Below are 22871 nucleotides of genomic sequence, written 5' to 3'. Positions count from 1 at the left end.
AAGTTTAAACTACTTTTTCGATAATTATTAATTCGTTGTGGACTTCTACTCGTGGGAGCATTTTTGAAGTAAACAGTTTGGGGTTAATTTCAGAAATGTATTTTCGGTTTCGAACATTGTGGGCCTCGTCTAAAATCATGGTATTAAACAAAACAAATCCGTGACTTTGTAACAGTGAACAAATGCGTTCACTAAAAAAACTTTCGAAAAGAAAATTGGGCATTTTAATGTCTTCAAAAATATCAATAATAATTAGATTATATTTATTTTTTGTTTTTAAAACAAACTCAAAAGCGTCATCAATTATAACTTCCAGTTGTTTGATCTGGTCAAGATTAAAATATTCGTTTGCGATTTTTATGATGTCCGGGTCAATTTCTACACCGGTAATTTTGCCTTTGTACTGAATTTCATCTACCAGTGTTTTAATTACGCTTCCGCCGGCAACACCTAATAGTAATATGTGATCCATTTTAAGAATGGCATCATAGCCAATATTTCGAAGTCCGTATCTTAATATACGCTGTAAACTTCCGTAGGAGTAATTGGTGTTTTCAGAATCAAGGACCAACTCGCCGTTAGCCCAGGTAACTTCAATGATTTTGCTTCTTTGTGATTTTTTTTTGAATATTTTTATAGGAACAATATAACTGAACAATTTTTGGATCATTTTAAATGCTTTTACTCAAAAATACCACTTTAAATCTTTTATTTTGCAGTAAAAAATAAATTAATGAAAAAGCGATTGTACAAATTCATCTTTTTTAAGCTAATGGGCTGGAAAATTGTGGGAATTGAAAATGCTGAAGTAAAAAAATGTGTGATGATGGTGATGCCTCATACAAGCAACCATGATTTTTATTTAGGAATTTTTACACGCGGAATTTCCGGTTTACAAATGAACTGGGTAGGAAAGAAAGAATTATTTCGTTTTCCTTTTGGGTATTATTTCAGAAGCGCAGGAGGAGAACCTATAGACCGAACTGGCGGATTGAATAAAGTTGAGTCGATCGCTGCAATTTTTGAAAGAAAAGAGGTTTTTCGATTAGCTGTAGCAGCAGAAGGGACGCGCAAAGCAGTGAAAGAATTAAAAAGCGGTTTTTATTACATCGCTCTTAAAGCCAATGTACCCATTGTACCTGTAGCTTTTGACTGGGGAAAAAAAGAAGTAAATCTGGGAAAACCATTTTCTCCAACAGGAAATTATGACGCAGATCTGAATATTCTTAAAAAGCACTATGAAGGGGTTTTGGGTAAAATTCCGCAAAATGGATTTCAATTTTAATTTTTTGCTTCTTATTTAGCAGTTATGCAAGAATCGCATATTTGGAAATGAATCGAACTTTTTTTCAAATACGCGAAAATTTCGAATCAGGGAACGTAAGTCTTAAAGGTTCCATTTTTATAAAAAACTACTATTTTTTCAATTTCATTTTCTACAGGATTTAAACTTTGATTTTTAATTTCTGTAGAAGGTGTACTTTTGGAACTTTCATTATGTGGTACAGAACTTCCTGAAATAAAATTTTCATCTGATGAAATAGGAGTAATAGGTTTTGAAAATTCAGAGAGCGATTCGTTTTTTTTCGGATCAGTAGTGTCTTCTGTTTTTGGAAAACTTCCTTTACCATTTAAAATCCAGTATAAATCGATATCGGGAAAAACCTCCTGAATTTTTAGTATAAAATCTAAACTGGGTTTGTTTCTGCCGGAAAGCAGGTGAGACATACTGGAACGTTGAACTCCGATTCTATCTGCAAAAGAAGAAGCGTTTAAAGCATAATAATCCAATATAATTTCAAGTCGTTTTACAAAATCATCTATGTTTACCATTGTAAATTACTATTTAGAAATTCGCTGTTTACAAATGTAATCAAAAGTAGCTAGCTAAGCAATTTTAGAGTTGTAAATCGTAAATCTAGGGTTTAAATTATGCGTCTACTACTTTAAATGAATTTATTTAACTTATTGAATTGTATTAAGTTGTGTTTTTGTATTTAGAGTGATAACAAATGTTAATCAATTATGATGAAAAGTACGCCTAGGGTTGTTAAAAACTGTTTACAATTCTAAATTTATTACTTTACAATTCGTTTACAATTGTAAAAATAAAGATGTTTACTTTTGTAAACTAATCAAAACACGATGAATTTAGAAGAATTATTCAGCCAGCACAAAGAGCAAACAATACAAGGTCGTTATCTGACTTTGGATCATATTCAGCCTATATTAGATAAATTAAATACAGACAATCAGGTATCGATTATTGGTCAATCGGTCTTAGGAGAACCGATCTATAGTTATCAAATCGGAACCGGAGCAACACGTATTTATCTATGGTCTCAAATGCATGGGAATGAAAGTACGACTACAAAAGCACTTTTTGATTTTATAAATGTATTAAACAGCGGTTCCGAGTTTGCACAGAAGATGCTCAAAACGTTTACCTTTTATAGTATTCCGATGTTGAATCCTGACGGAGCAAGGCTTTATACGCGTGAGAATGCTAATAAGGTAGATTTAAATCGTGATTCTCAAAATTTAACCCAACCGGAAAGTAATGTTTTAAGAAAGGTATTTGAAGCTTTTAAACCGCATTTTTGTTTTAATCTTCACGATCAGCGCACCATTTTTGGAGCAGGCTCAACCGGAAAACCGGCAACACTTTCCTTTTTGGCGCCTTCATATAATGAGGAAAGAGAAGTGAATGAAAATAGGTTAAAGGCAATTAATGTCATTGCAGGAATCAATGATGTTTTACAAAAATACATTCCTGGGCAGGTAGGTCGTTTTGATGACTCGTTTAATATCAACTGTATAGGAGATACATTTCAGTCTTTAGAAGTTCCTACTATTTTATTTGAGGCAGGTCATTATCCTAATGATTACGAGCGCGAAATTACTCGAAAGTTTTTGTTCTTTTCGCTTGTTTCGAGTTTTGAGTTGATTAGCGAAAACGATTTAGTTGATAACAGAATTAATGATTATTTGAATATTTCACAAAATAAAGTGGTTTTTTATGATTTTATGTGGAAAAATATCAAAATAAATTATGATGGTATCGAAATTATTACGAATTTTGTCGCACAATACAAAGAAGAATTGATTGAAAATAAGATTCATTTTAATGCCTATATAGTTGAAGTGGGCGATTTGGAAAATTATTTTGGACATTACGAATACGATGCAAAAGGGGCAAGTTATTCGGATGACTTTGGTACTTTTCCGAAATTGAATCAAAAAGCAGATTTTTGTTTAGATAAAAATGTTAAATTTGTTAACGGATTGATAAAAAGTTAATTTTTATGTGAATTTGTTGTTTTTTATATATATTTTTATACTTTGTAATAGCAATTAGTAATATTAATTAAAGAATTATGAGTAAATTTCGTTTAGATGAAGTAGATCACCAGATTTTAGATATGTTAATAGACAATACGAGAGTTCCGTTTACTGACATTGCTAAAAAACTATTGATATCTGCTGGTACAGTGCATGTTAGAGTAAAAAAGATGGAGGACGCAGGGATAATAATGGGATCTTCATTGGCCTTAGATTACGATAAGTTAGGGTATTCATTTATTGCTTATGTAGGTGTCTTCCTTAATAATACGTCTCAAACAAAATTTGTATTAGAGCGAATCAATCAAATTCCGTTCGTAACAGTAGCTTCTGTAACAACAGGAAAATTCAATATTTTTTGCAAAATCAGAGCAAAAGATACTAAACATGCAAAAGAAGTAATTTTCATGATCGATGATATCGAAGGTGTTTACAGAACTGAAACAATGATTTCATTAGAAGAAAGTATAAACGATAAGAAGCGTTTGATGCATACTATTTTTAAAAATATGTAATATTTTCTTGAATGCTATATTAAAATATAACCTCAAGTTTATTCTTGGGGTTTTTTTATGACCAATTAACCAACCAACTATAAATAGATTATGTACACGTTACCAAAAATTGAACGTTTTAATCAAGATGTTCTTTCAAAATACCACATTTATAACAGTGTTTTTATAACATTACCTTTTGATTCGATTGATAATACAGGTGTTTTACTTCCTTTATTTACAGAGACTTGTGAAACGGGATTTAAGAAACAGGAAACGCCTAAGGAAATTGTTAATTTTTTCTCTAATCGATATCTGAATGATGCTTCTGAAAAAGATAAAATCGATCTTATGTTTCGATTTATTCAATATATTGAACGTCAGATTGTATTGTTTGATGCTATCGAGGATGCTGCTTTTCCGGAGGTTAATAATATGGAAGGACGTGGTTCATTACGGGATATTAAAGAAAAATCAGATGCAAAGGAAAAGAATGATGAGTTGATTGAGTTTTTGGAAAGCTTTAATGTCAGAACGGTTTTAACAGCGCATCCAACACAGTTTTATCCGGGACCGGTTTTAGGGATTATTAATGATTTAACAGAGGCTATTCGTTTAAATGATTTGTTGAAAATCAAGCAATTGTTGGCGCAGTTAGGAAAAACTCCTTTTATTCAGAACGAAAAGCCAAATCCTTATGATGAAGCTGTGAGTTTGATCTGGTATTTGGAAAATGTTTTCTACGCAACTTCCGGCGAAATTGTACATTATTTGCAAAAAAATATCCTTCAGGGAAATGCGATTCAGAATCAATTGATCAAATTAGGTTTCTGGCCAGGAGGGGATCGTGACGGAAATCCCTTTGTTACTACCGAGATTACTTTAAAAGTAGCAGAGCGTTTACGTACATCAATTTTGAAGTGTTACTATGTTGAGATGAGGAATTTGAAACGTAAGTTAACATTCTCAGGTGTAGATACTTTGGTGTCTGAACTTGAACATAAACTTTATCGTTCTGTGTTTTATTCTAAAGGGGAAATTTATATTACTTTAGAAGAATTATTGACGCAGTTAAATAAAATCAGAACTATTATTATTGAGAAACACCAGTCTCTTTATTTAGATGAACTGGAAGCTTTTTTAGTAAAAATTAATTTGTTTGGTTTTCACTTTGCAACTTTGGATATTCGTCAGAATAGTAAAATTCACAATGCAGTATTTAAGGATGTTGTAAATCATTATTTAAATTCAGGTTCACAGATATTTCCGCAGAATTACTTTGATTTATCTGAAGAAGAGAAATTAGGAGTTTTATCAAAGGTAAAAGGAGATTTGAATCCTGCTGACTTTGAAGATGAAATTACAAGATCTACTCTGGAATCTGTTCAGACTATTAAGACAATTCAGCAAGGAAATGGTGAGTTTGGTGCGAATCGTTATATTATTAGTAATAACGAAAGTGCACTGAATGTTATGGAAACTTTCGCAATGATCCGTTTGAACAATTGGGAAAACCCGACTGTTGATATTATTCCGCTTTTTGAATCGGTTGATGATTTACAAAATGCACATCAAATTATGGAGCAGCTGTACAATAATCCGGAGTATTCTAAACACCTTAAGGCCAGAGGGAATAAGCAAACCATTATGTTAGGTTTCTCTGACGGAACCAAGGATGGCGGTTATTTAATGGCGAACTGGAGTATTTATCAGGCAAAAATTTCACTAACCGAAATTTCAAGGCAATATGGTATACAAGTAATTTTCTTCGATGGCCGCGGCGGGCCTCCTGCTCGTGGTGGTGGAAAAACGCATAAGTTTTATGCGTCTTTAGGTCCGAAAATTGAGAATAATGAAATCCAGATTACAGTTCAGGGACAAACGATCAGTTCTAATTTTGGAACTTTAGATTCCTGTCGTTATAATATTGAGAATTTGTTAAGTGCGGGAGTTACTAATCAGGTTTTTAGTAAAGAGAAAAACGAGCTGAGCGCAGAGGAGACCAAAATTCTAACACAATTGGCTGATTTAGGATATGAAAAATACCTGAGTTTCAAGAATCATCCTAAGTTTATTCCGTATTTGGAGAAAATGAGTACGTTAAAATATTACTCGAAAACTAATATTGGAAGCCGTCCATCTAAGAGAAGTAAATCGGAATCATTAGATTTTGCCGATTTAAGAGCGATTCCTTTTGTAGGTTCCTGGAGTCAGTTGAAGCAAAATGTACCGGGATTCTTTGGAGTAGGATCAGCTTTAAAATATTTTGAAGAAAGCGGACAATGGGATAAAGTACATGACTTGTATCACAATTCTTTGTTCTTTAAAACGCTATTGGAAAATAGTATGATGTCATTGGCAAAATCATTTTTACCTTTGACGGCTTATATGAAAAATGACCCTGAATTTGGAGAATTCTGGCAGATTATCTATGACGAATTTTCAGAAACCAAACGCCTTTTGTTAAAAATTGCAGGACATAAAACACTGATGGAAAATTATCCTGATGGTATAGCATCAATTCAGATAAGAGAACGTATTGTATTGCCACTGTTGACGATACAACAATATGCTTTACTAAGAATTAATGAGCTAAATAAAGAAAGTGTTGTAAACGAAGAGCTGATTAAAGTGTATGAGAAAATCGTAACAAGATCACTTTTTGGAAATACAAATGCCAGTAGAAACTCCGCTTAAAAATTATAAAAAATGAACGCAGCCCTATTAACAGAAAATGAATATTCAGGCTTATATGCCAATTACATTAAAGCATCCGGAAATGGAAATTTGTTTGAAGAACTGGAAATTTCATTGCACGACTTTATAAAATTTGTGCAAAATATTCCAATGGATAAATTTGATTATCGCTATGCGGAAGGAAAATGGACGATAAAAGACATTATTCAGCATATTATGGATTGTGAACGAATTTTTGCTTATCGCGCTTTGCGATTTTCAAGAAATGATCTGACGCCTTTACCGAGTTTTGAGGAAGATGATTATGCCAACAGTACAGATTCAAATAGTAGAAGTATTCAGAGTTTGTTGACGGAATTGTCTGCATTGAGACATTCCAATTTGTTGTTTTTTAAGAGTCTATCCGAAGATCAACTTAAAAGAATCGGGACAGCTTCAAATATTCAAATTTCTGTTCGTGCTTTGGGGTTTGTCATTATTGGTCATCAAAAACACCATCAGAAAATTTTTGAAGAAAGATATTTGTAGTGTTTTTCTAGTATAACAAAAATCCTGTGGAATTGAATTTCACAGGATTTTTTTTTTTTTTTTTCAGTTAAGCTATTTTTTTCTCTTCGCGATGGAGGGGGCTCGGGAGATAAATTTTTGTAACCACGAATTCACGAACTTTTGTTTTGTTTGTATTATTTCCCCCTTCGGTCGAAATGAAATAAAACGAGAATATTATTTATTTTTTTCCACAATAGCAAGACCTAAACGAATTTTATCATAAGACATTTTTTCTTCAAAATGATCAAAATAGGGTTTTAAGGCAGAAGGATATTCCAATTCAATTTGAGCTTTGTGTAATTGTTTGACTTCGTCGTTTGTTACAAATGAACTCAAATCGATCTCCTCACCATCTAGATATAGTTTGGCTAAGTGGGATATAATTGTGGTATATCCTAAATTTCTTTTTCCTGCAATTTCTGTTACAGTTTCGCCATTTCTAAAAAGTTCTAAAGTAGTCTTATAAGTATTACTTTCTTTTTTAACTTTTGTATTTGTTTTTTTTGCTTTCTGAAATTCTATAATTGCGTTTATAAATTCTGAACCGTATTTTTCAAGTTTAGCATTTCCGACACCATCGACGGCGAGAAATTCTTCATCGCTCATTGGTCGTAATGTTTCCATTTGTCTCAAAGCGGCATCACTGAAAATAACGTAAGCCGGTACTTCTTCTTCCTGGGCAATTTCGTAGCGCAATTTTCGAAGAATTTCAAAAAGAGAATTTTTGGCTGTTTTTGTTTTGGTTGCTGCGATTTCGTTTTTATCAATTGCTTTTTTAATCACCGTATTCAGTTTTACTTTTTCTCCTTCAAACAGTACTTTTTTTGCGAAAGAGGTTAGTAAAATTTTATTGTGCTGATGAAAGGCAATTTCAAGATATCCCAGATTAATTAACTGAATTAAGTATTGATTCCAGTCGTACCACGAAATGTCAGCTCCGATTCCGTACGTTTTTAAGCTTTGATAATTTTTTTCGTAGATATACGCGTTTCTCGAGCCTCTTAAAAAATCGACAATTACGGCCAATGGCTCAGATTGCTGTAAACGGGCAATTGCCGACAATGCTTTTTGTGCTAGAATGGTACCGTCAAAAAAAGTGGGAGGATTTTTGCAGATATCGCAATTGCCACAATTTTCTTTTACCAGTTCGCCAAAATACGAAAGTAGAATTTTTCGGCGACAGCTTAAGGCATCGGCGTACTGTTTCATTCTTTCTAATTTGGCCAGCTGTACATCGGAGTTCAATCCTTCGGAGGCAAATTTTTGAAGTTGAATTACATCGGCATAGCTTTCGAACAAAACGGTTTCAGCTGATAATCCGTCCCGACCGGCACGACCAATTTCCTGATAATAACCCTCGATGTTTTTTGGTAAATTATAGTGAATAACCCATCGAACATTGGATTTGTCAATTCCCATACCAAAGGCTATGGTAGCGCAAACTACCTGACAGTCGTCATTGATAAATTCATCCTGAGTTTTTGCTCTGACTTTATTATCGAGTCCGGCGTGGTATGCTTTGGCAGTAATTCCGTTTTTCTTTAATTTGTCAGCCAGTTCCTCTGTGGTTTTTCGGCTTAAGCAGTAAACAATTCCAGATTCATTGGGTTTCTTCTCGATGAAATCAATAATTTGTTTTACCCTGTCAAGTGCCGGGCGTACTTCCAGGCTTAGATTTTTTCGGTCAAACGAGGCTACGAATGTTTTTGGGTTTCTTAGTTTTAGTTGCTTAGTGATATCAGTTCGGGTCGCTTTGTCGGCAGTGGCAGTTAAAGCCAGGACTGGAGTAGAAGGGAAGCGGCTCTTTAAATATCCTAAATTGGTATAAGCCGGACGAAAGTCATGGCCCCAGGAAGAAATACAATGCGCTTCGTCAATTGCAATTAAGCTGATGGTCAGTTCGTTGAAAACAACATCCAGATAAGATAAGCTTTCCGGAGCAATGTAGACTAATTTGAAAGCATTTGATTTTAAATTGTCAATATAAAATTGCTGTTCCTGACTGGTTTGACTGCTGTTGATGTAACAAGCATTAATGCCATTTGTTTTTAAGCTGTCTACCTGGTCTTTCATTAAAGCAATCAAAGGAGAAATTACAATTGTGATTCCGGGTAGGACTAAAGCCGGTAGTTGAAAGCAGATTGACTTTCCTCCACCTGTAGGCATAATAGCTAAAGTGTCCTGACCGGAAAGTATGGTATTAATGATGGTTTCCTGATTGGGTCTGAATTTTTCAAATCCAAAATTTTCCTTTAGTTTGGCGTGTAGAATTTCTGAGGTCATGGTGTTGGCTATTATAGAGAAAGAATAAAAAACAAATATATAGTATTTTTCTTATTTTTTATACAGTGATCATGAATAATAAAAAAAAGGAACCCGAATAGAGTTCCTTTTTTTTATTTTGAAAAAGATTGCTTAATCTTCGTCTTCATCGTCTTCATCGTCAGCAATATCTTCTTTGTCTTCGTCATCGTCTTCGTCATCTCCACCGTCAACATCTGGTTTGTCCTGATTGTCGTCATCGTCGTCATCGTCAATATCGTCATCAAGATCAAGACCCTTAACAGGTTCGATTGTATCTACGTCTACGTCGATATCATCATCTTCATCATAATTTTCGATTCGGTCTGCAAGTTTAGTACTAATTTTTACCAAATAAATAGTGTCTTCAGTACGGACTTCAACGGCTTCGACTAATTCGTTTTTAGCATTTCTAAAACGGATTACATCCGAATCATCATAACCATCAGGAAATTTCTCTACCAAAAGGTTTAAAATTTCGTTGGTAAGTTTAGCGTAGTCTACTATAACTCTTTTCATAAATATCCTATAAATCTAATAAATAAGCAAAAATTAATGGAGCAACAATTGTAGCATCCGACTCAATAATAAATTTAGGGGTTTTAATGTCTAATTTACCCCAAGTGATTTTTTCGTTTGGAACTGCTCCGGAATATGAACCGTAACTAGTTGTCGAATCTGAAATTTGGCAGAAATAGCTCCAGAAAGGAACATCGTGCATTTCCATATCCTGGTACAACATTGGTACCACGCAAATAGGAAAATCTCCTGCAATACCACCACCAATTTGGAAGAATCCAATTCCGTTAGTACTATTTTTTGGATACCAGTCTGCAAGGAAAGTCATGTACTCAATTCCTGATTTCATAGTAGAGGCTTTTAATTCGCCTTTGATTACGTATGAAGCAAAGATATTTCCCATTGTACTGTCTTCCCAACCCGGAACAATGATAGGTAAATTTTTCTCGGCAGCGGCATACATCCAGCTGTCTTTTAAATCAATTTCATAATATTCTTCTAAAACACCTGATAACAACATTTTGTACATGAATTCATGAGGAAAATAGCGTTCTCCTTTATCATCAGCATCTTTCCAGATTTTGTAAATGTGTTTTTGTAAACGACGGAATGCTTCATGTTCAGGGATACAAGTGTCAGTAACACGGTTTAATCCTCTTTCTAATAAAGCCCATTCGTCTTCAGGTGTTAAATCACGATAGTTTGGCACTCTTTCGTAGTGAGAGTGTGCAACTAAATTCATGATGTCTTCTTCTAGATTGGCTCCAGTACAAGAAATAATTTGTACTTTATCTTGTCTAATAATTTCGGCAAAAATTTTACCAATTTCTGCTGTACTCATAGCGCCAGCCATACTTACCATCATTTTAGCTCCGTTTGCCAATTGTTGTTCGTATGCTTTTGCAGCATCTACTAAAGAGGCAGAGTTGAAGTGTAAATAATGTTTTTCAATAAACTGACTGATTGGTCCTTTCATTTGTTCCTGTTTTTTTATTTTTTTTTTGAATTAAAAGTTTAACCTTTTAGTGATACTGCAAATTAATAATTTTATATTTATTAACTTTTATTTGGCAGGTTTTTTTTTATACTTTTTTAGTATATCCTAAAATCTTTAACACATCGTCAGAAGTTTGCTGTTCTGAGAAAACTTCTGTGGCTAAAATGCCGTTTTCGTCACGATCTATTAAGATATGTTTAGGTTGTGGAATCAAGCAGTGGTGTAAACCGCCATATCCTCCGATAGTTTCCTGATACGCACCAGTATTAAAGAAACCGATATATAATGGCTTTTCTTTGTTGTATTTAGGTAAGTAAATAGCGTTCATATTTTGCTCTGAGTTGTAATAATCGTCACTATCACAAGTCAAGCCGCCTAATAAAACCCGCTCGTAAGTATCGTTCCAGCGATTTACTGCCAGCATGATAAAACGTTTGTTTATTGCCCAAGTATCCGGCAAAGTGGTAATGAATGACGAATCAATCATATTCCATTTTTCTCTGTCATTTTGTTGTTTTTGATACAAAATCTGATAGATAGCGCCACCGCTTTCGCCTACTGTAAAAGATCCAAATTCTGTAAAGATATTAGGTACATCTACTTCGGCTTCATCACATGCAATTTTAATCTGATTGATAATTTCATCAATCATGTACTGATAGTCATATTCAAAGGCAAGAGAGTTTTTAATCGGGAAGCCACCTCCAATGTTTAATCCGTCAAGGGTAGGGCATTCCTTTTTAAGTGCAATGTATACTTTGATACATTTTACCAACTCATTCCAGTAATATGAAGTATCGTTTATTCCGGTATTGATAAAAAAGTGAAGCATTTTAAGCTCCAGTTTATCATTTTCCTGAATTTGTTTTTTATAGAACGAAACAATGTTTTTATATCCAATTCCTAATCTTGAAGTATAGAACTCGAATTTAGGTTCCTCTTCTGCTGCAATACGAATTCCAATTTTGAATTTTCCTTTGATTTCTGACTGAAGTAAGTCTAGTTCTTCATAGTTGTCAATAATCGGGATTGTGTTTTTATGTCCGCTGTTGATTAATCTTGCAATATTTGTAATGTATTCGTCTCTTTTGAAACCGTTGCAGATTACATAAGTGCTTTTGTTGATTTTACCATTTTCAAGTAAATTTTCTACAATATTAACATCAAAAGCTGATGATGTTTCGATATGAATGTTGTTTTTAAAAGCTTCATTCATAATGTATTCAAAATGAGAGCTTTTTGTGCAATAACAATAGTAGTACTTTGCATCATACTTATTCTTTTCCATTGATTTTCTGAACCAGGCTTTTGCCTTATTGATGTTCTCTGAAATCTGCGGTAAATATGTAAACTTTAATGGCGTACCATATTGCTCTACCAATTTCATCAAATCGATGTTGTGAAATTGAAGGTTATCTTTGTTTAATTTGAATTCCGCTTGTGGAAAGTAATAAGTTTGATTGATTAGATCAGAATATTTTGTATTCATTTATTTTTTAATATTAAGAGTGTGATTTTTAATTTTAGATGACAAATGTTCAATCTAAGATTCAAACCCTAATATTAGCAAATACAATTTGCAGTTTTTCGTGTTCTGCTTTTGAGCACAAAAAAACATCAAAACAAAACGGACTTTTACTATTATAAAAACGATTCAACATCCTTAATAAGGAACTATTGAGGCGGTTTCTATAAGAGTTAAAATGTCTTTGTTTACTGTTTGTTTTCATCGTGGCAAATGTAAAAAATAATATATACCTAAAGCAAAGCTTTTTTATTAAAAAAAGTTTAAGATTTATAATCCTGAAACGCGTCTAGAATCAATTTATTTTCAACCGATTGGTTAATTTTTATTTTTCCGATTCCTTCGATTAATGCAAATTGAATTAAACCGTATTCATTTTTTTTGTCGTGAATAAGCAATTCAAGGATCGGATCAATATCATTTTCTTCAATCTTTACGTCGTCGTAAATGCTTTTAAGAGCGGTTTTAATTTCGGCGTATTCTACTGCCGTAATTAAGTCTTTTTGTAATGAAATATAGCTTTCCAGAATCATTCCAATGGCAATAGCTTCACCGTGTAATAGTGTCGTTTTGCTTTCGCTTTCTAAAAAGTAACTTTCTATAGCATGTCCTAAGGTGTGTCCAAAGTTCAATGCTTTACGAATGTTTTTTTCAGTTGGATCCTGAATTACAATGTCATTTTTAATTTCAACAGAGCGGTAAATCAACTCGTCAAAATCGGCATAATCAATTGCATTTAAATCTAAAAACTGTTTCCAGTAGGCAGAATCGTAAATCAAACCGTGTTTCAACATTTCGGCCAGACCGGAACGCATTTCGCTTTGTGGTAATGTTTCAAGATATTGCGTGTCAATTAATACCATTTGAGGTACGTTAATTACGCCAATTTGGTTTTTTAAATTTCCTAAATCTACTCCGGTTTTCCCTCCAACAGAAGCGTCGACCATAGATAGCAAGGTTGTTGGGATATTGATAAAATCAACTCCGCGTTTAAAAGTCGAAGCTACAAAACCTCCTAAGTCGGTTACAACACCGCCACCAAGATTAATAACAAGTGATTTCCTGTCGGCACCAAGCTCTGTAAGTACTTTCCAAACTTCTATACAGGTTTCGATATTTTTATTAATTTCTCCGGCTTCAAATTCAATAATTTCTATTGTCAGATCAGTTTCAAGTAAAGGAAGGAACTTTGGTAAACAATACTCATTGGTTTGATTATCGACTATAATAAACAAGTTAGAATATTTATTTTCTTTTAAGTGATTATTTAAAGCTTCGTATGCAGTTTGGTTAAAATGCACGAGATAATTATTGGCTTGAATGGATTGCATAGATCTGTCGTTAATTGAAACCGCAAAATAAGGCATTTTTCACTAAATAATATTCAAACTTCTGCTCTAATTTGTTTTAAAACGAATCATTCTATATAAGGTATAAGGTGTTTCTTTTGAATTTTCTTTCAAAAAAAGCACGATGAAGCAAACTCTTACATTATAATTTATAGAATTGTAACAATGTTGTTGTTGATATTGAAAAATTGGGTAGTGATTAGTGAAGAATATTCAAAACTCTATCTATATTTGCATAAAAAACTGACCTTAATGGAAAAAATATTTGATAACACTCAGGTTGCATTTTCACTAAAAAGTGATACGGAACTTGATAGAGCTTATTTTCTTTTTAAAATGATCGACAGCCAACCCTTAGTGAGGATAGGAACTGCTGTTACCAATTTTGCTATTAAAGCAAATCTTCCGGTAGAAGGATTGATTCGTGCAACTGTTTTTGACCATTTTTGTGGTGGTGTAAACGAAGACGATTGTATTACAGTGGTTGATAAGATGTTTACTAAAGGTGTTTCATCAGTGTTGGATTATTCAGTTGAAGGAAAAGAAGAGGAGGAGCAGTTCGATGCTGCTTTAGAAATGACGTTAAAAACCATTGAATTTGCTAAAGAACGTTTGGCTATTCCGTTTGCTGTGTTTAAGCCTACAGGTTTTGGGCGTTTTGAATTGTATGAGAAATTAGGAGAAAAACAAACATTGACTCCGGCTGAACAGGCAGAGTGGGATAGAGTAGTAGCTCGTTTTGACCATGTTTGTAGTGAAGCTCACAGAAAAGATGTTGCTTTACTAATTGACGGTGAAGAAAGCTGGATGCAGGATGCAGCCGATGATTTGGTTACCGATATGATGCGCAAGTACAATAAGGAGAAAGCGATTGTTTTTAATACCTTACAAATGTATCGTTGGGATCGTTTGGATTATTTGAAAAAATTGCATGAAGTAGCTAAAAATGAAGGTTTCTTTATTGGAATGAAATTGGTTCGTGGTGCTTATATGGAGAAAGAAAACAAACGTGCGGAAGAGAAGAATTATGTTTCGCCAATTTGTGTCTCTAAAGAAGCTACAGATATTAATTATGATGCTGCTGTTCATTATATGGCAAAGCACCTTGATATTATGTCGATTTTTGCAGGAACTCACAATGAATTGAGTTCTTATAAATTGATGGAAATGATGCAGGAGAAAGGAATTGCTAAAAACGATACTAAAATCTGGTTTGGGCAATTGTACGGAATGAGTGACAATATTAGTTATAATTTAGCCGAGAACGGTTATAATGTTGCGAAGTATTTACCATTTGGACCTGTAAAAGATGTGATGCCTTACCTAATTCGTCGTGCAGAAGAAAACACTTCGGTTGCCGGGCAAACAAGCCGCGAATTGTCTATGATTAAAGCAGAGCGTAAGAGAAGAAAAGGAAAATAAATTAAAGTTAAGTTCCAATAAATTAAAAAATCCCAAATCCCAATCGTAACAATTGGAATTTGGGATTTTTTATATTGGATTTTTTTTTAAAACGAAACCTGACATTGTAAAACAACCATTCCTAATCGATCACTTTGTTTGTAGGCACCAAGAAGGGTTTTGTCGTAAACGGCTCTGTTTTGATAGTTTAAACTGAACTTTGGCCCCAAAGTACCTGTTGTGTAGTAATTTACGCCTAATTCATACATGGTCATTGGAGTGTTTAAAGCTTCTAAATCGGCAATTTGTGTGGCAGCATACGGCTGAAAACGGCCTTTTCTGGCTTCATTATCTGATTTCCCAAAAAGATATCCCAACTGGGCGTAATAAATATTTCCGGTTCCTACACCTATAAATCCGGCGCCCGAACCATTTATTAAAGTATTGTCTCCAATAGCAGGATTTGGTGTGTTAACGGACTGAATGTAGTTTTTGCCGTAATTGTTATTGTTGAAGGCTGCATAAGCTGTTATGGCGGCGCCTTTGTTGTCAATAGGGCTGTCGTAGAAAACGTCCAGGCCTAAGATTTTCATGTCGTCGTAGGCAATCGTTGTATCGGGTGTTAAGTGCCACATGGCTTTGGCTTGAGTCATATAACCTAAAGCAATATTCAGGATCTTCTTTGTGCCTAAATAGGTTCCTTTGTGATAAGCATCTTCAAGTGATTCTTTGTCGAAGAACGAATAAGTCAGAATTCCCGAGTATTGCGCTCGTGGTGTTTGTGTGCTTACAGAAGAATTTATCCCCAATTTATCTGTTGTATTTCGGTACGGATTAGTAATAGCAGCACGGTAATTAAACTTGCCTAAATATCCTTTGGCATAAATGCTTAAATTTCTATTTCCAAATGTGGATGAAATGTTTGTAAACTGCTGATACATTGGTGTGTCCAGAGTAAGGTGTGATGAAGAACTGTTTGCCGAATAACGGGAGGTTCCTGCTCCCCAGGCCGTCAGTCCACCGCCGATATGCAGTTTTTCGTTGAAGTGATATTCTCCTAAAGCATCCATAACGGAAAGCGGTGCATTTGAAGGTCCGTTATTTTGAGTGAAATTAATATTGTTCTGACCTAGTTGCAGGTGAAAGAAAATATTCTCTGTCAGCATTCCCATAGCCTGCAAACGTAAACGTCTGATTACAATATCGTAAGTATCACTAACTTCATTTGTACCAATTTTGCTGCCCTCGTTCAATTCTGCATATCTTCCCCAAACCTGAAGATTCATTCCGAATTTGATGTATTGTGATCCGTCTTTGGAAATATTAACTACGTTAAAAGGTTTTTCCTGAGCGAACACAGTGATAGTATTTAAAACAATAAATAATAAAATTAAAACGATTCTTAAATATGGCATTACTTTAAAATTAAAATTAGTTACTACTATTTACATTCCGATTAAGAGTTGCTAAATTGAAGGTTGCTTAAGTTTTTATAAGTTCCATTCTCCAAATTGATTAATTCCTGATGTGTACCTTCTTCAGTGATTTTTCCATGATCCAGAACCAGGATTTTATCTGCGTTTCTAATGGTCGAAAGACGGTGGGCAATAATAATACTGGTTCTTCCTTCCATTAAAACTTCTAAAGCTTCCTGAACCAGTTTTTCACTTTCACTATCTAAAGAAGATGTAGCTTCATCTAAAATTAAGATACTCGGATTTTTAAGTAATGCTCTGGCGATAGCGATACGCTGACGTTGCCCGCCTGATAGTTTAACACCACGTTCTCCTACTAAGGTTTCGAATTTTTCCGGGAAACCTTCAACGAAGTTAAAAGCATTTGCTTGTTTTGCAGCTGCTATTATTTCTTCATTGGTGGCATTTGGTTTTCCGTATGCGATATTTTCTCTAATTGTTCCGCCAAACAAGATAACGTCCTGAGGAACAATACTCATGTTGCCGCGTAGATCTTCTAAGTCATAATCATAAATGCTTTTTCCGTCTACAATTATTTCACCTGAAGTTATGTTGTAAAAACGTAAAAGCAGGGAAGAGATAGTGGATTTTCCGGCACCACTTGGTCCTACAATTGCAATTTTCTGACCGAATTCAGCTGTAAAGTTTACCTCTTTTAAAACCTCAACTTCTTTTCTTGAAGGATAACTAAAGGCTACATTTTTAAAGGCTACATTTCCTTTGATTTTTTCGATCGGAGTAGTTCTTGCCTTTGCATTAATTTCTTCAGGAGTTTCTTCCAGTAATTCAAAAACACGTTCGGTTGCACCAACCGCTTTTTGAATCTGAGCATACATCTCTGCAATACCTCCGAAAGAGGCTCCAATAAATGTGGTATAAAGTACAAAAGAAATTAAATCTCCAACACCTTCAACTTCACCTTTAATGGTTAAAGTGATTCCGTACCAGACTACAGCAACCACACATCCAAAAAGGCAAAGGATAATAAACGAAGCAAAGTAACCTCTGTATTGCCCGCCTTTAATAGCGATTTGTACAATTTCTTTAATTTTGTTTTTATAGCGTTGAAGTTCGTACCATTCGTTGGCAAAAGCTTTTACATTGCTAATTCCTTGTAGTGTTTCTTCAACAATTACCTGGCTTTCGGCTACTTTATCCTGTGTTTTCTTTCCGTATTTACGAATGAATCTTCCAAAGACAACTGCTGCTACGGCAACAATAGGTACAATGGCCAGCATCATCAGGGTTAACTTTGGACTGATGTTTCCTAGAATCACAAATCCACCAATAATTAAAATCAGCTGGCGTAAAAACTCAGCAATAGTAGTGGTGAAGGTATCTTGTAGTTGTGAAATATCGGCACTGATTCGGCTGTTTAATTCTCCAACACGTTTTTGGGAATAAAATGACATCGGTAGTTTTACCAAATTCTCATATAAAGCAAAACGGATGTTAGAAAGTGAATTTTCGGTAAAATTTACAAAAAGGGAAATTCTGAAAAAAGAAAAGATAGCCTGCAGTGTAAGAATAACCATAAGACCGACAGCAATTTCGTTGGCCCTGTTAAGGTTTTTATTTGTAACACAATCGACGAGCATTCCCATTAATTTAGGAAAGGCCAGGGCGGTAGCACTGGTTAATAAGAGAAAAACCAATCCCAGGAAAAATTTCCATTTGTGATTTTTACCATATTTAAAAATTCGAAGTGCTTTTTGAAGTGAATTAGAGTCTAATTTAGCTTTAGGTAAATCGTTTTCTTGATATCTAGGCATTTGAGTATACTATTAAGGTATGCAAATGTATGATTATAGCAAGTGAATACAAAAGAATATTCGAAATTAGCCTGTGAGATTTCGTTTTTTAACTAAATGGATAAAATAACTTAAAAATATTTCCTTTTTAAGGGGCTGATAAATAGATTGATAAAAAGTATTTTATAAAATTGCTTCATTTTTTTTCAAAATAAGCTTGTAAATGCAAAATCTAACTGTATATTTGCACTCGCAATCACAAACGATAGCAACCTAGTAAAATAGGGCGATTAGCTCAGCTGGTTCAGAGCACCTCGTTTACACCGAGGGGGTCGGGGGTTCGAACCCCTCATCGCCCACCAATTTTGAGAAACCTCCAAAGTCATTTGATTTTGGAGGTTTTTTATTTTATGGAAGGTCTATGGGGGTATTGTCTGTATTTTAATTAGCGAAAGCAAGAATAAACTAAAGATTAGTTTAGTTTGTTCAAAGCATTTTGATTTTTCATCGGAAGCGGTTGGGGGTTTGAATCCGACATCGCTCACGAATAATACCACCTCTAAAGTCATTTGATTTTGGAGGTTTTTTATTTTATGGAAGGTCTATGGGGTGTTGTTTGTGTTTTATTTAGCGAAAGCAAGAATAAATTAATGATTAACTTAGCTTGTTTAAAACATTTTGATTTTTCATTGGAAGAGGTTAGAGCATCATGTTTTGAAATAGTATTCAAATCAAGTAAATTGAAGTAGAGAAATATAGTATATAAATCAAAAAAAAAATAATAATATGAGTGCACATAATAATGCAAAAAAGGGTGATATAGCAGATTTTGTTTTACTTCCTGGAGATCCAAGAAGAGCAAAGTTGATAGCGGAAACATTTTTAACAGATGCCAAATGCTATAATGAGGTGAGAGGTATGTTGGGATATACCGGTTTTTATAACGGTAAGAGAATTAGCGTGCAGGGTACAGGTATGGGAATGCCTTCAATTTCTATTTATATTACGGAATTAATTGAAGAGTATGGTGTAGAAACGTTGGTTAGAGTTGGGTCTTGTGGTTCTATCCAGGAAGATGTAAACATGATGGATATTGTTTTAGCCATGAGTGCTTGCACAGATTCCGGGATGAATAAATTGAGATTTAATGGAAATGATTTTGCTCCTACTGCCAATTTTGAATTATTAAAGAAGGCCTATGAAATTGCAGAGCAAAATAACATAAATACCCATACAGGGTCAATATTGACCTCCGATTCTTTCTACACTGAAAGTCATTTAGGTGATCCTTTTTTAAATTGGAAAACTTATGGCGTTTTGGCTGTTGATATGGAAACAGCTGCGTTGTATTCTATTGCTGCTAAATACAAGAAAAAGGCTCTGGCTATTTTAACTGTATCCGATCATATTCTTAAAAAACAGGCTCTATCAGCGGATGATAGACAAGATTCTTTTAAAGAAATGATAGAATTCGCGTTGCAGTTAGCTTAAATAAACATAAGAATTAAATTGAGTTGTTAGGTTAGGAATAATCTTTGTTAGACTCTGGCCGCCCACTAGAAAACTCCTTAAGAAATTAAGGAGTTTTTTTATATTCTGGATTTTTCTCACATTTATGTATTTTATGAGAAATCGCACTAGTAATTCGACAAAGATTGATGATTTTAGGAGTGGAGTTTCTGTTGTGATTTCTCCTTGCGTCGAAATGACATAAAAACGAAATTCTGCTCTTTTAAAAGGATAATCTATTTGAAATACGGATATAATATCTGACAAAAGAAATTAAGCGATTGAATTTGGAGATTTTAAAAGCTAAAGATCAACATATAAATGCTTTGGAAAAATTATTAAAAGAAAAATAGGATTTGTAAAGTTATATTATTTCCACAAAGAGACTTTCGAGTCTCTTTTTTTCGTTTTGGGATTTTTTTTGTTCAACTGCTCCGGTTTTTTGTTTTGATTACAGAAAAAAGACCATGCTAAATATAAGAAATAATATTACTACAAATTATTAAGAATTATTTCTATTTTAGTTCGAAATAAAATCGAGACTAATATCAGAACACTATGAAGAGATACTTAAAGTTTTGTGCCTTGTTATCAATACTTTTTTTTTACACCTCTTGCCGACAAAGCCAATCGGAAGCAAGAAAAATCATTATCCACTCCGAAGCCAAAGATGTAGTTACATCTCATGGTCCTGAATGGATAACCCGGAATATCATACAGGACAGAAAGAATATTATTTGGATTGCTTCATTTTCTGGTGTTTATCGGTACGATGGAAAGTCTTTTACCAACATTACAACTAAGGTAATTTCGACCCGATTTTTTTCTCTCTTAGAAGACCGAAAAGGCAACTTGTGGTTTGGCTCTATAGGTTCTGGTGTTTATTGTTATGATGGTAAATCCTTTCAGAATTTCACAACTAAAGAAGGACTTCTCAATAATGAAATTACAAGTATTTATGAAGATAAAAAAGGCAATATCTGGTTCGGTGTGTCGGGAGGAGCAAGCCGTTATGATGGGAAATCCTTTCGAAATTATATCATAGATGGCGACGAAATGAATGAGGATCAAACAGGGAAAACTTTTCCGAATAGGCGTCCTTACGAAGTTAATTCTATTATTGAAGACAAAAAAGGTATGTTCTGGTTTGCGACAAGAGGTAACACTTTTACTTATAATGGAAAGACGTTTTCTGTTTTCAGTCGTAATAAAAGACCTTTTAAAAATGTTCGTTCTTTAATCGAAGATAAAAAAGGTAATATCTGGTTTAGCGGGGCAGATGGTCTTTGGCGCTATGATGGTAATACATTTATCAATTTTGCACAGAATTTCACAGGTTATATAATTGAGGATAAAACAGGCAATATATGGACAAGTTCACAGAGGAATAACAGTCAGATTTGGGCGCTTCTTCGGTATGACGGAAAATCTTTATCTGATAAAAAGCCAAGTGTAACCGAAATTGCATTAGAAGGAAATGGTCTTTTTGGCATTTTAGAAGCTCGCGATGGTAGTATTTGGTTTGGATCTATGAAGGGAGTGCATCGCTATGATGGTACGACTGTCATGGATTTTATAAAGTAAAGACGTTGATAAATTTAAGATGAAATGGTGACCATATCGGAGAGATAAAATTTAGTAACGCGAACATGCCTTTTGCGTAAATTGAGGGTTTAATAGAGTTATGGGGTTGTAATCACGTATATTTACGTATAGTTTCAAAGTAAAAATACTTTAGTTTTGAGTGTTTTAGGATTTCTTTTTAAAAATATAACCAGGTTTTAAATAGTGAATCTAAGAGAAAATGATTATTTAATCAATAACACGAATCGAATGATGAGCATTTATCCGGAATTAAATTGGGTTACGTTAGAAAAGGGCAATATAAATAGTTTTTTTAATGATTACCGCCCAGCAATTGGTCCGGATGGTAAAGCCGTAGTATTTGAACGAATATCATATAGTCCTGAATTAAGGACGTTGGTCACCAAACTTTTTATTGTCCATGATCTCAATAAGCCATCTCCGCAACTATTTCTTGCTGATTGTGATTTTCCTCAACAAACCAGACCTGCATGGACTGGTAATGCAATAGTTTTAAATTTAGAACAGGAGGGACGTCTTGCTGTCTGGACAGTGGATGTCAGCGGTAATAACCTAAAACAGATTGAGAACACAGAACATTGTAATTATCCACAATGGGCTATCGATCCATCATTTGAAGGTTTTGTTGTGATGAATAATAAAAAGTCGCTACACCAGCCACAACCGCATAGTACATTATTTGATGTGGACGGAAATAGGATTATTGCTAATATGAATGGTAAGGATACTAACGGTAATATGGTTTTTGGCGGTATGCCTGCAGTTTTTCCTGATAATCCCAGATCAATAGCGTTTGCCGGCCAGTCTTCAGCCGATGGTAGTTATAATCAGGAGGAAAACTATATTTTTCTTAATATTGAGAATGGGGAAGAATTTTTATCAGTACCCATGGAATCTTCGGCAAGTTTAGAGCACTTCGATAAGCACTTTCAAGGGCGTGCTCCTGCTATTTCGCCTGATGGAAACTATATTGCTTTCGAGAGCAATCGGGACGGTGGTTACGCACTCTATTTGTTCAATTTAAATAAACCTGAAAACGGCGCTGTCCAACTGACAGATTCGACAGTTAAACTCAATGCACAACACCCAAAGTTCTTTCCTGATGGTAGCCGACTCATTTTTAGTGCAGTACCTCCTGGGCATGTTCACAATTGTATTGCCTGGATGGATATTTCGGGATATTTATAATACTTTTTAATTTTCTTCGGGCGAATATGTGAATGGAATTGCTTCAAAATATGCCAGGATTAATGACCATTTGTCTCGTCCTAAAAAAGCGATACAGATTATTACATAAAAATAATTAATTAAACAGTTGCAAGAACCCTCTTGCAACTGTTTTTTGTTTTATATCTTC

At 34.2% G+C, this 22871-nt stretch carries 18 protein-coding genes and 1 tRNA gene; 10 read left to right on the top strand and 9 right to left on the bottom strand.

Annotated features, from left to right (window positions below; all coding sequences use genetic code 11):
• Positions 1-4: 4 nt before the first annotated feature.
• Positions 5-670 carry a spermidine synthase gene (locus tag FLA105534_RS13380; RefSeq protein WP_173966627.1) on the bottom strand — a complete coding sequence of 222 codons (666 nt, stop codon included), beginning with the start codon at positions 668-670 and terminating at the stop codon, positions 5-7.
• A 63-nt stretch (positions 671-733) separates the two neighbouring features.
• Between FLA105534_RS13380 and FLA105534_RS13375 the strand changes: the two genes are divergently transcribed.
• On the top strand, positions 734-1285 hold the full coding sequence (locus FLA105534_RS13375; protein ID WP_173966626.1) for a 1-acyl-sn-glycerol-3-phosphate acyltransferase: 552 nt from the start codon (positions 734-736) through the stop codon (positions 1283-1285).
• A gap of 86 nt (positions 1286-1371) precedes the next feature.
• Here FLA105534_RS13375 and FLA105534_RS13370 read toward each other — a convergent pair whose 3' ends face one another.
• Complete coding sequence (locus tag FLA105534_RS13370) at positions 1372-1833, bottom strand: helix-turn-helix transcriptional regulator (RefSeq protein ID WP_173966625.1); 462 nt, start codon at positions 1831-1833, stop codon at positions 1372-1374.
• A 312-nt stretch (positions 1834-2145) separates the two neighbouring features.
• On the opposite strand from FLA105534_RS13370, the gene FLA105534_RS13365 reads away from it, so the two are divergent.
• The 4 genes from FLA105534_RS13365 (at position 2146) to FLA105534_RS13350 (ending at position 7061) form a co-directional block, all read left to right on the top strand.
• Positions 2146-3300 (top strand): M14 family metallopeptidase, encoded by a 1155-nt coding sequence (locus FLA105534_RS13365; protein WP_173966624.1) that lies wholly within the window; start codon positions 2146-2148, stop codon positions 3298-3300.
• A 77-nt stretch (positions 3301-3377) separates the two neighbouring features.
• The gene (locus FLA105534_RS13360) at positions 3378-3857 is read left to right on the top strand and encodes an Lrp/AsnC family transcriptional regulator (RefSeq protein ID WP_007805990.1); all 480 of its coding nucleotides are present in this window, start codon (positions 3378-3380) and stop codon (positions 3855-3857) included.
• A 90-nt stretch (positions 3858-3947) separates the two neighbouring features.
• Positions 3948-6533, top strand: a complete 2586-nt coding sequence (locus FLA105534_RS13355) for a phosphoenolpyruvate carboxylase (RefSeq protein WP_173966623.1) — start codon at positions 3948-3950, stop codon at positions 6531-6533.
• Positions 6534-6545: 12 nt separating this feature from the next.
• Positions 6546-7061: a DinB family protein gene (locus FLA105534_RS13350; protein ID WP_173966622.1), complete on the top strand. Its 516-nt coding sequence runs from the start codon at positions 6546-6548 to the stop codon at positions 7059-7061.
• Between the two features lie 195 nt (positions 7062-7256).
• On the opposite strand, the gene recQ is transcribed toward FLA105534_RS13350, so the two are convergent.
• The 5 genes from recQ to aroB all read right to left on the bottom strand — a co-directional run bounded on the left by recQ (position 7257) and on the right by aroB (position 13755).
• Entirely contained in the window at positions 7257-9365 is a 2109-nt protein-coding gene (gene recQ, locus FLA105534_RS13345) for a DNA helicase RecQ (protein WP_173966621.1), read from the bottom strand.
• 132 nt (positions 9366-9497) lie between these two features.
• Entirely contained in the window at positions 9498-9902 is a 405-nt protein-coding gene (locus FLA105534_RS13340) for a DNA primase (protein ID WP_173966620.1), read from the bottom strand.
• 7 nt (positions 9903-9909) lie between these two features.
• Positions 9910-10878 (bottom strand): deoxyhypusine synthase family protein, encoded by a 969-nt coding sequence (locus tag FLA105534_RS13335; RefSeq protein ID WP_173966619.1) that lies wholly within the window; start codon positions 10876-10878, stop codon positions 9910-9912.
• Between the two features lie 106 nt (positions 10879-10984).
• Positions 10985-12388, bottom strand: a complete 1404-nt coding sequence (locus FLA105534_RS13330) for a type III PLP-dependent enzyme domain-containing protein (protein WP_173966618.1) — start codon at positions 12386-12388, stop codon at positions 10985-10987.
• A gap of 299 nt (positions 12389-12687) precedes the next feature.
• Complete coding sequence (gene aroB / locus FLA105534_RS13325) at positions 12688-13755, bottom strand: 3-dehydroquinate synthase (protein WP_173966617.1); 1068 nt, start codon at positions 13753-13755, stop codon at positions 12688-12690.
• Positions 13756-14025: 270 nt separating this feature from the next.
• Here aroB and FLA105534_RS13320 point away from each other — a divergent pair, with 270 nt between their 5' ends.
• Entirely contained in the window at positions 14026-15195 is a 1170-nt protein-coding gene (locus FLA105534_RS13320) for a proline dehydrogenase family protein (protein ID WP_173966616.1), read from the top strand.
• Positions 15196-15281: 86 nt separating this feature from the next.
• Here the strand turns inward: FLA105534_RS13320 and FLA105534_RS13315 are convergent, their stop codons facing one another.
• The gene (locus tag FLA105534_RS13315) at positions 15282-16589 is read right to left on the bottom strand and encodes a porin (protein WP_173966615.1); all 1308 of its coding nucleotides are present in this window, start codon (positions 16587-16589) and stop codon (positions 15282-15284) included.
• A 41-nt stretch (positions 16590-16630) separates the two neighbouring features.
• Complete coding sequence (locus tag FLA105534_RS13310; protein WP_173966614.1) at positions 16631-18421, bottom strand: ABC transporter ATP-binding protein; 1791 nt, start codon at positions 18419-18421, stop codon at positions 16631-16633.
• A gap of 263 nt (positions 18422-18684) precedes the next feature.
• Here FLA105534_RS13310 and FLA105534_RS13305 point away from each other — a divergent pair.
• The 4 genes from FLA105534_RS13305 to FLA105534_RS13290 all read left to right on the top strand — a co-directional run bounded on the left by FLA105534_RS13305 (position 18685) and on the right by FLA105534_RS13290 (position 22702).
• Positions 18685-18762 (top strand) — tRNA-Val (locus FLA105534_RS13305).
• A 424-nt stretch (positions 18763-19186) separates the two neighbouring features.
• Positions 19187-19891: a purine-nucleoside phosphorylase gene (deoD, locus tag FLA105534_RS13300; protein ID WP_173966613.1), complete on the top strand. Its 705-nt coding sequence runs from the start codon at positions 19187-19189 to the stop codon at positions 19889-19891.
• Between the two features lie 576 nt (positions 19892-20467).
• The gene (locus FLA105534_RS13295) at positions 20468-21493 is read left to right on the top strand and encodes a ligand-binding sensor domain-containing protein (protein WP_173966612.1); all 1026 of its coding nucleotides are present in this window, start codon (positions 20468-20470) and stop codon (positions 21491-21493) included.
• A gap of 204 nt (positions 21494-21697) precedes the next feature.
• On the top strand, positions 21698-22702 hold the full coding sequence (locus tag FLA105534_RS13290; RefSeq protein ID WP_173966611.1) for a TolB-like translocation protein: 1005 nt from the start codon (positions 21698-21700) through the stop codon (positions 22700-22702).
• Positions 22703-22871 lie beyond the last annotated feature (169 nt).

This window comes from Flavobacterium collinsii (genome assembly GCF_902804485.1).
Taxonomy (GTDB): domain Bacteria; phylum Bacteroidota; class Bacteroidia; order Flavobacteriales; family Flavobacteriaceae; genus Flavobacterium; species Flavobacterium collinsii.
This window is presented reverse-complemented; position numbering and strand designations above follow the sequence as displayed.

Coding starts and splice junctions, on each gene's coding strand:
- FLA105534_RS13360 (WP_007805990.1), top strand. CDS start 3,378: ATGAGTAAATTTCGTTTAGATGAAGTAGATCACCAGATTTTAGATATG.
- recQ (WP_173966621.1), bottom strand. CDS start 9,365: ATGACCTCAGAAATTCTACACGCCAAACTAAAGGAAAATTTTGGATTT.
- FLA105534_RS13310 (WP_173966614.1), bottom strand. CDS start 18,421: ATGCCTAGATATCAAGAAAACGATTTACCTAAAGCTAAATTAGACTCT.
- FLA105534_RS13320 (WP_173966616.1), top strand. CDS start 14,026: ATGGAAAAAATATTTGATAACACTCAGGTTGCATTTTCACTAAAAAGT.
- FLA105534_RS13370 (WP_173966625.1), bottom strand. CDS start 1,833: ATGGTAAACATAGATGATTTTGTAAAACGACTTGAAATTATATTGGAT.
- FLA105534_RS13355 (WP_173966623.1), top strand. CDS start 3,948: ATGTACACGTTACCAAAAATTGAACGTTTTAATCAAGATGTTCTTTCA.
- FLA105534_RS13295 (WP_173966612.1), top strand. CDS start 20,468: ATGAAGAGATACTTAAAGTTTTGTGCCTTGTTATCAATACTTTTTTTT.
- FLA105534_RS13350 (WP_173966622.1), top strand. CDS start 6,546: ATGAACGCAGCCCTATTAACAGAAAATGAATATTCAGGCTTATATGCC.
- FLA105534_RS13335 (WP_173966619.1), bottom strand. CDS start 10,878: ATGAAAGGACCAATCAGTCAGTTTATTGAAAAACATTATTTACACTTC.
- FLA105534_RS13375 (WP_173966626.1), top strand. CDS start 734: ATGAAAAAGCGATTGTACAAATTCATCTTTTTTAAGCTAATGGGCTGG.
- aroB (WP_173966617.1), bottom strand. CDS start 13,755: ATGCAATCCATTCAAGCCAATAATTATCTCGTGCATTTTAACCAAACT.
- FLA105534_RS13315 (WP_173966615.1), bottom strand. CDS start 16,589: ATGCCATATTTAAGAATCGTTTTAATTTTATTATTTATTGTTTTAAAT.
- FLA105534_RS13365 (WP_173966624.1), top strand. CDS start 2,146: ATGAATTTAGAAGAATTATTCAGCCAGCACAAAGAGCAAACAATACAA.
- deoD (WP_173966613.1), top strand. CDS start 19,187: ATGAGTGCACATAATAATGCAAAAAAGGGTGATATAGCAGATTTTGTT.
- FLA105534_RS13330 (WP_173966618.1), bottom strand. CDS start 12,388: ATGAATACAAAATATTCTGATCTAATCAATCAAACTTATTACTTTCCA.
- FLA105534_RS13340 (WP_173966620.1), bottom strand. CDS start 9,902: ATGAAAAGAGTTATAGTAGACTACGCTAAACTTACCAACGAAATTTTA.
- FLA105534_RS13380 (WP_173966627.1), bottom strand. CDS start 670: ATGATCCAAAAATTGTTCAGTTATATTGTTCCTATAAAAATATTCAAA.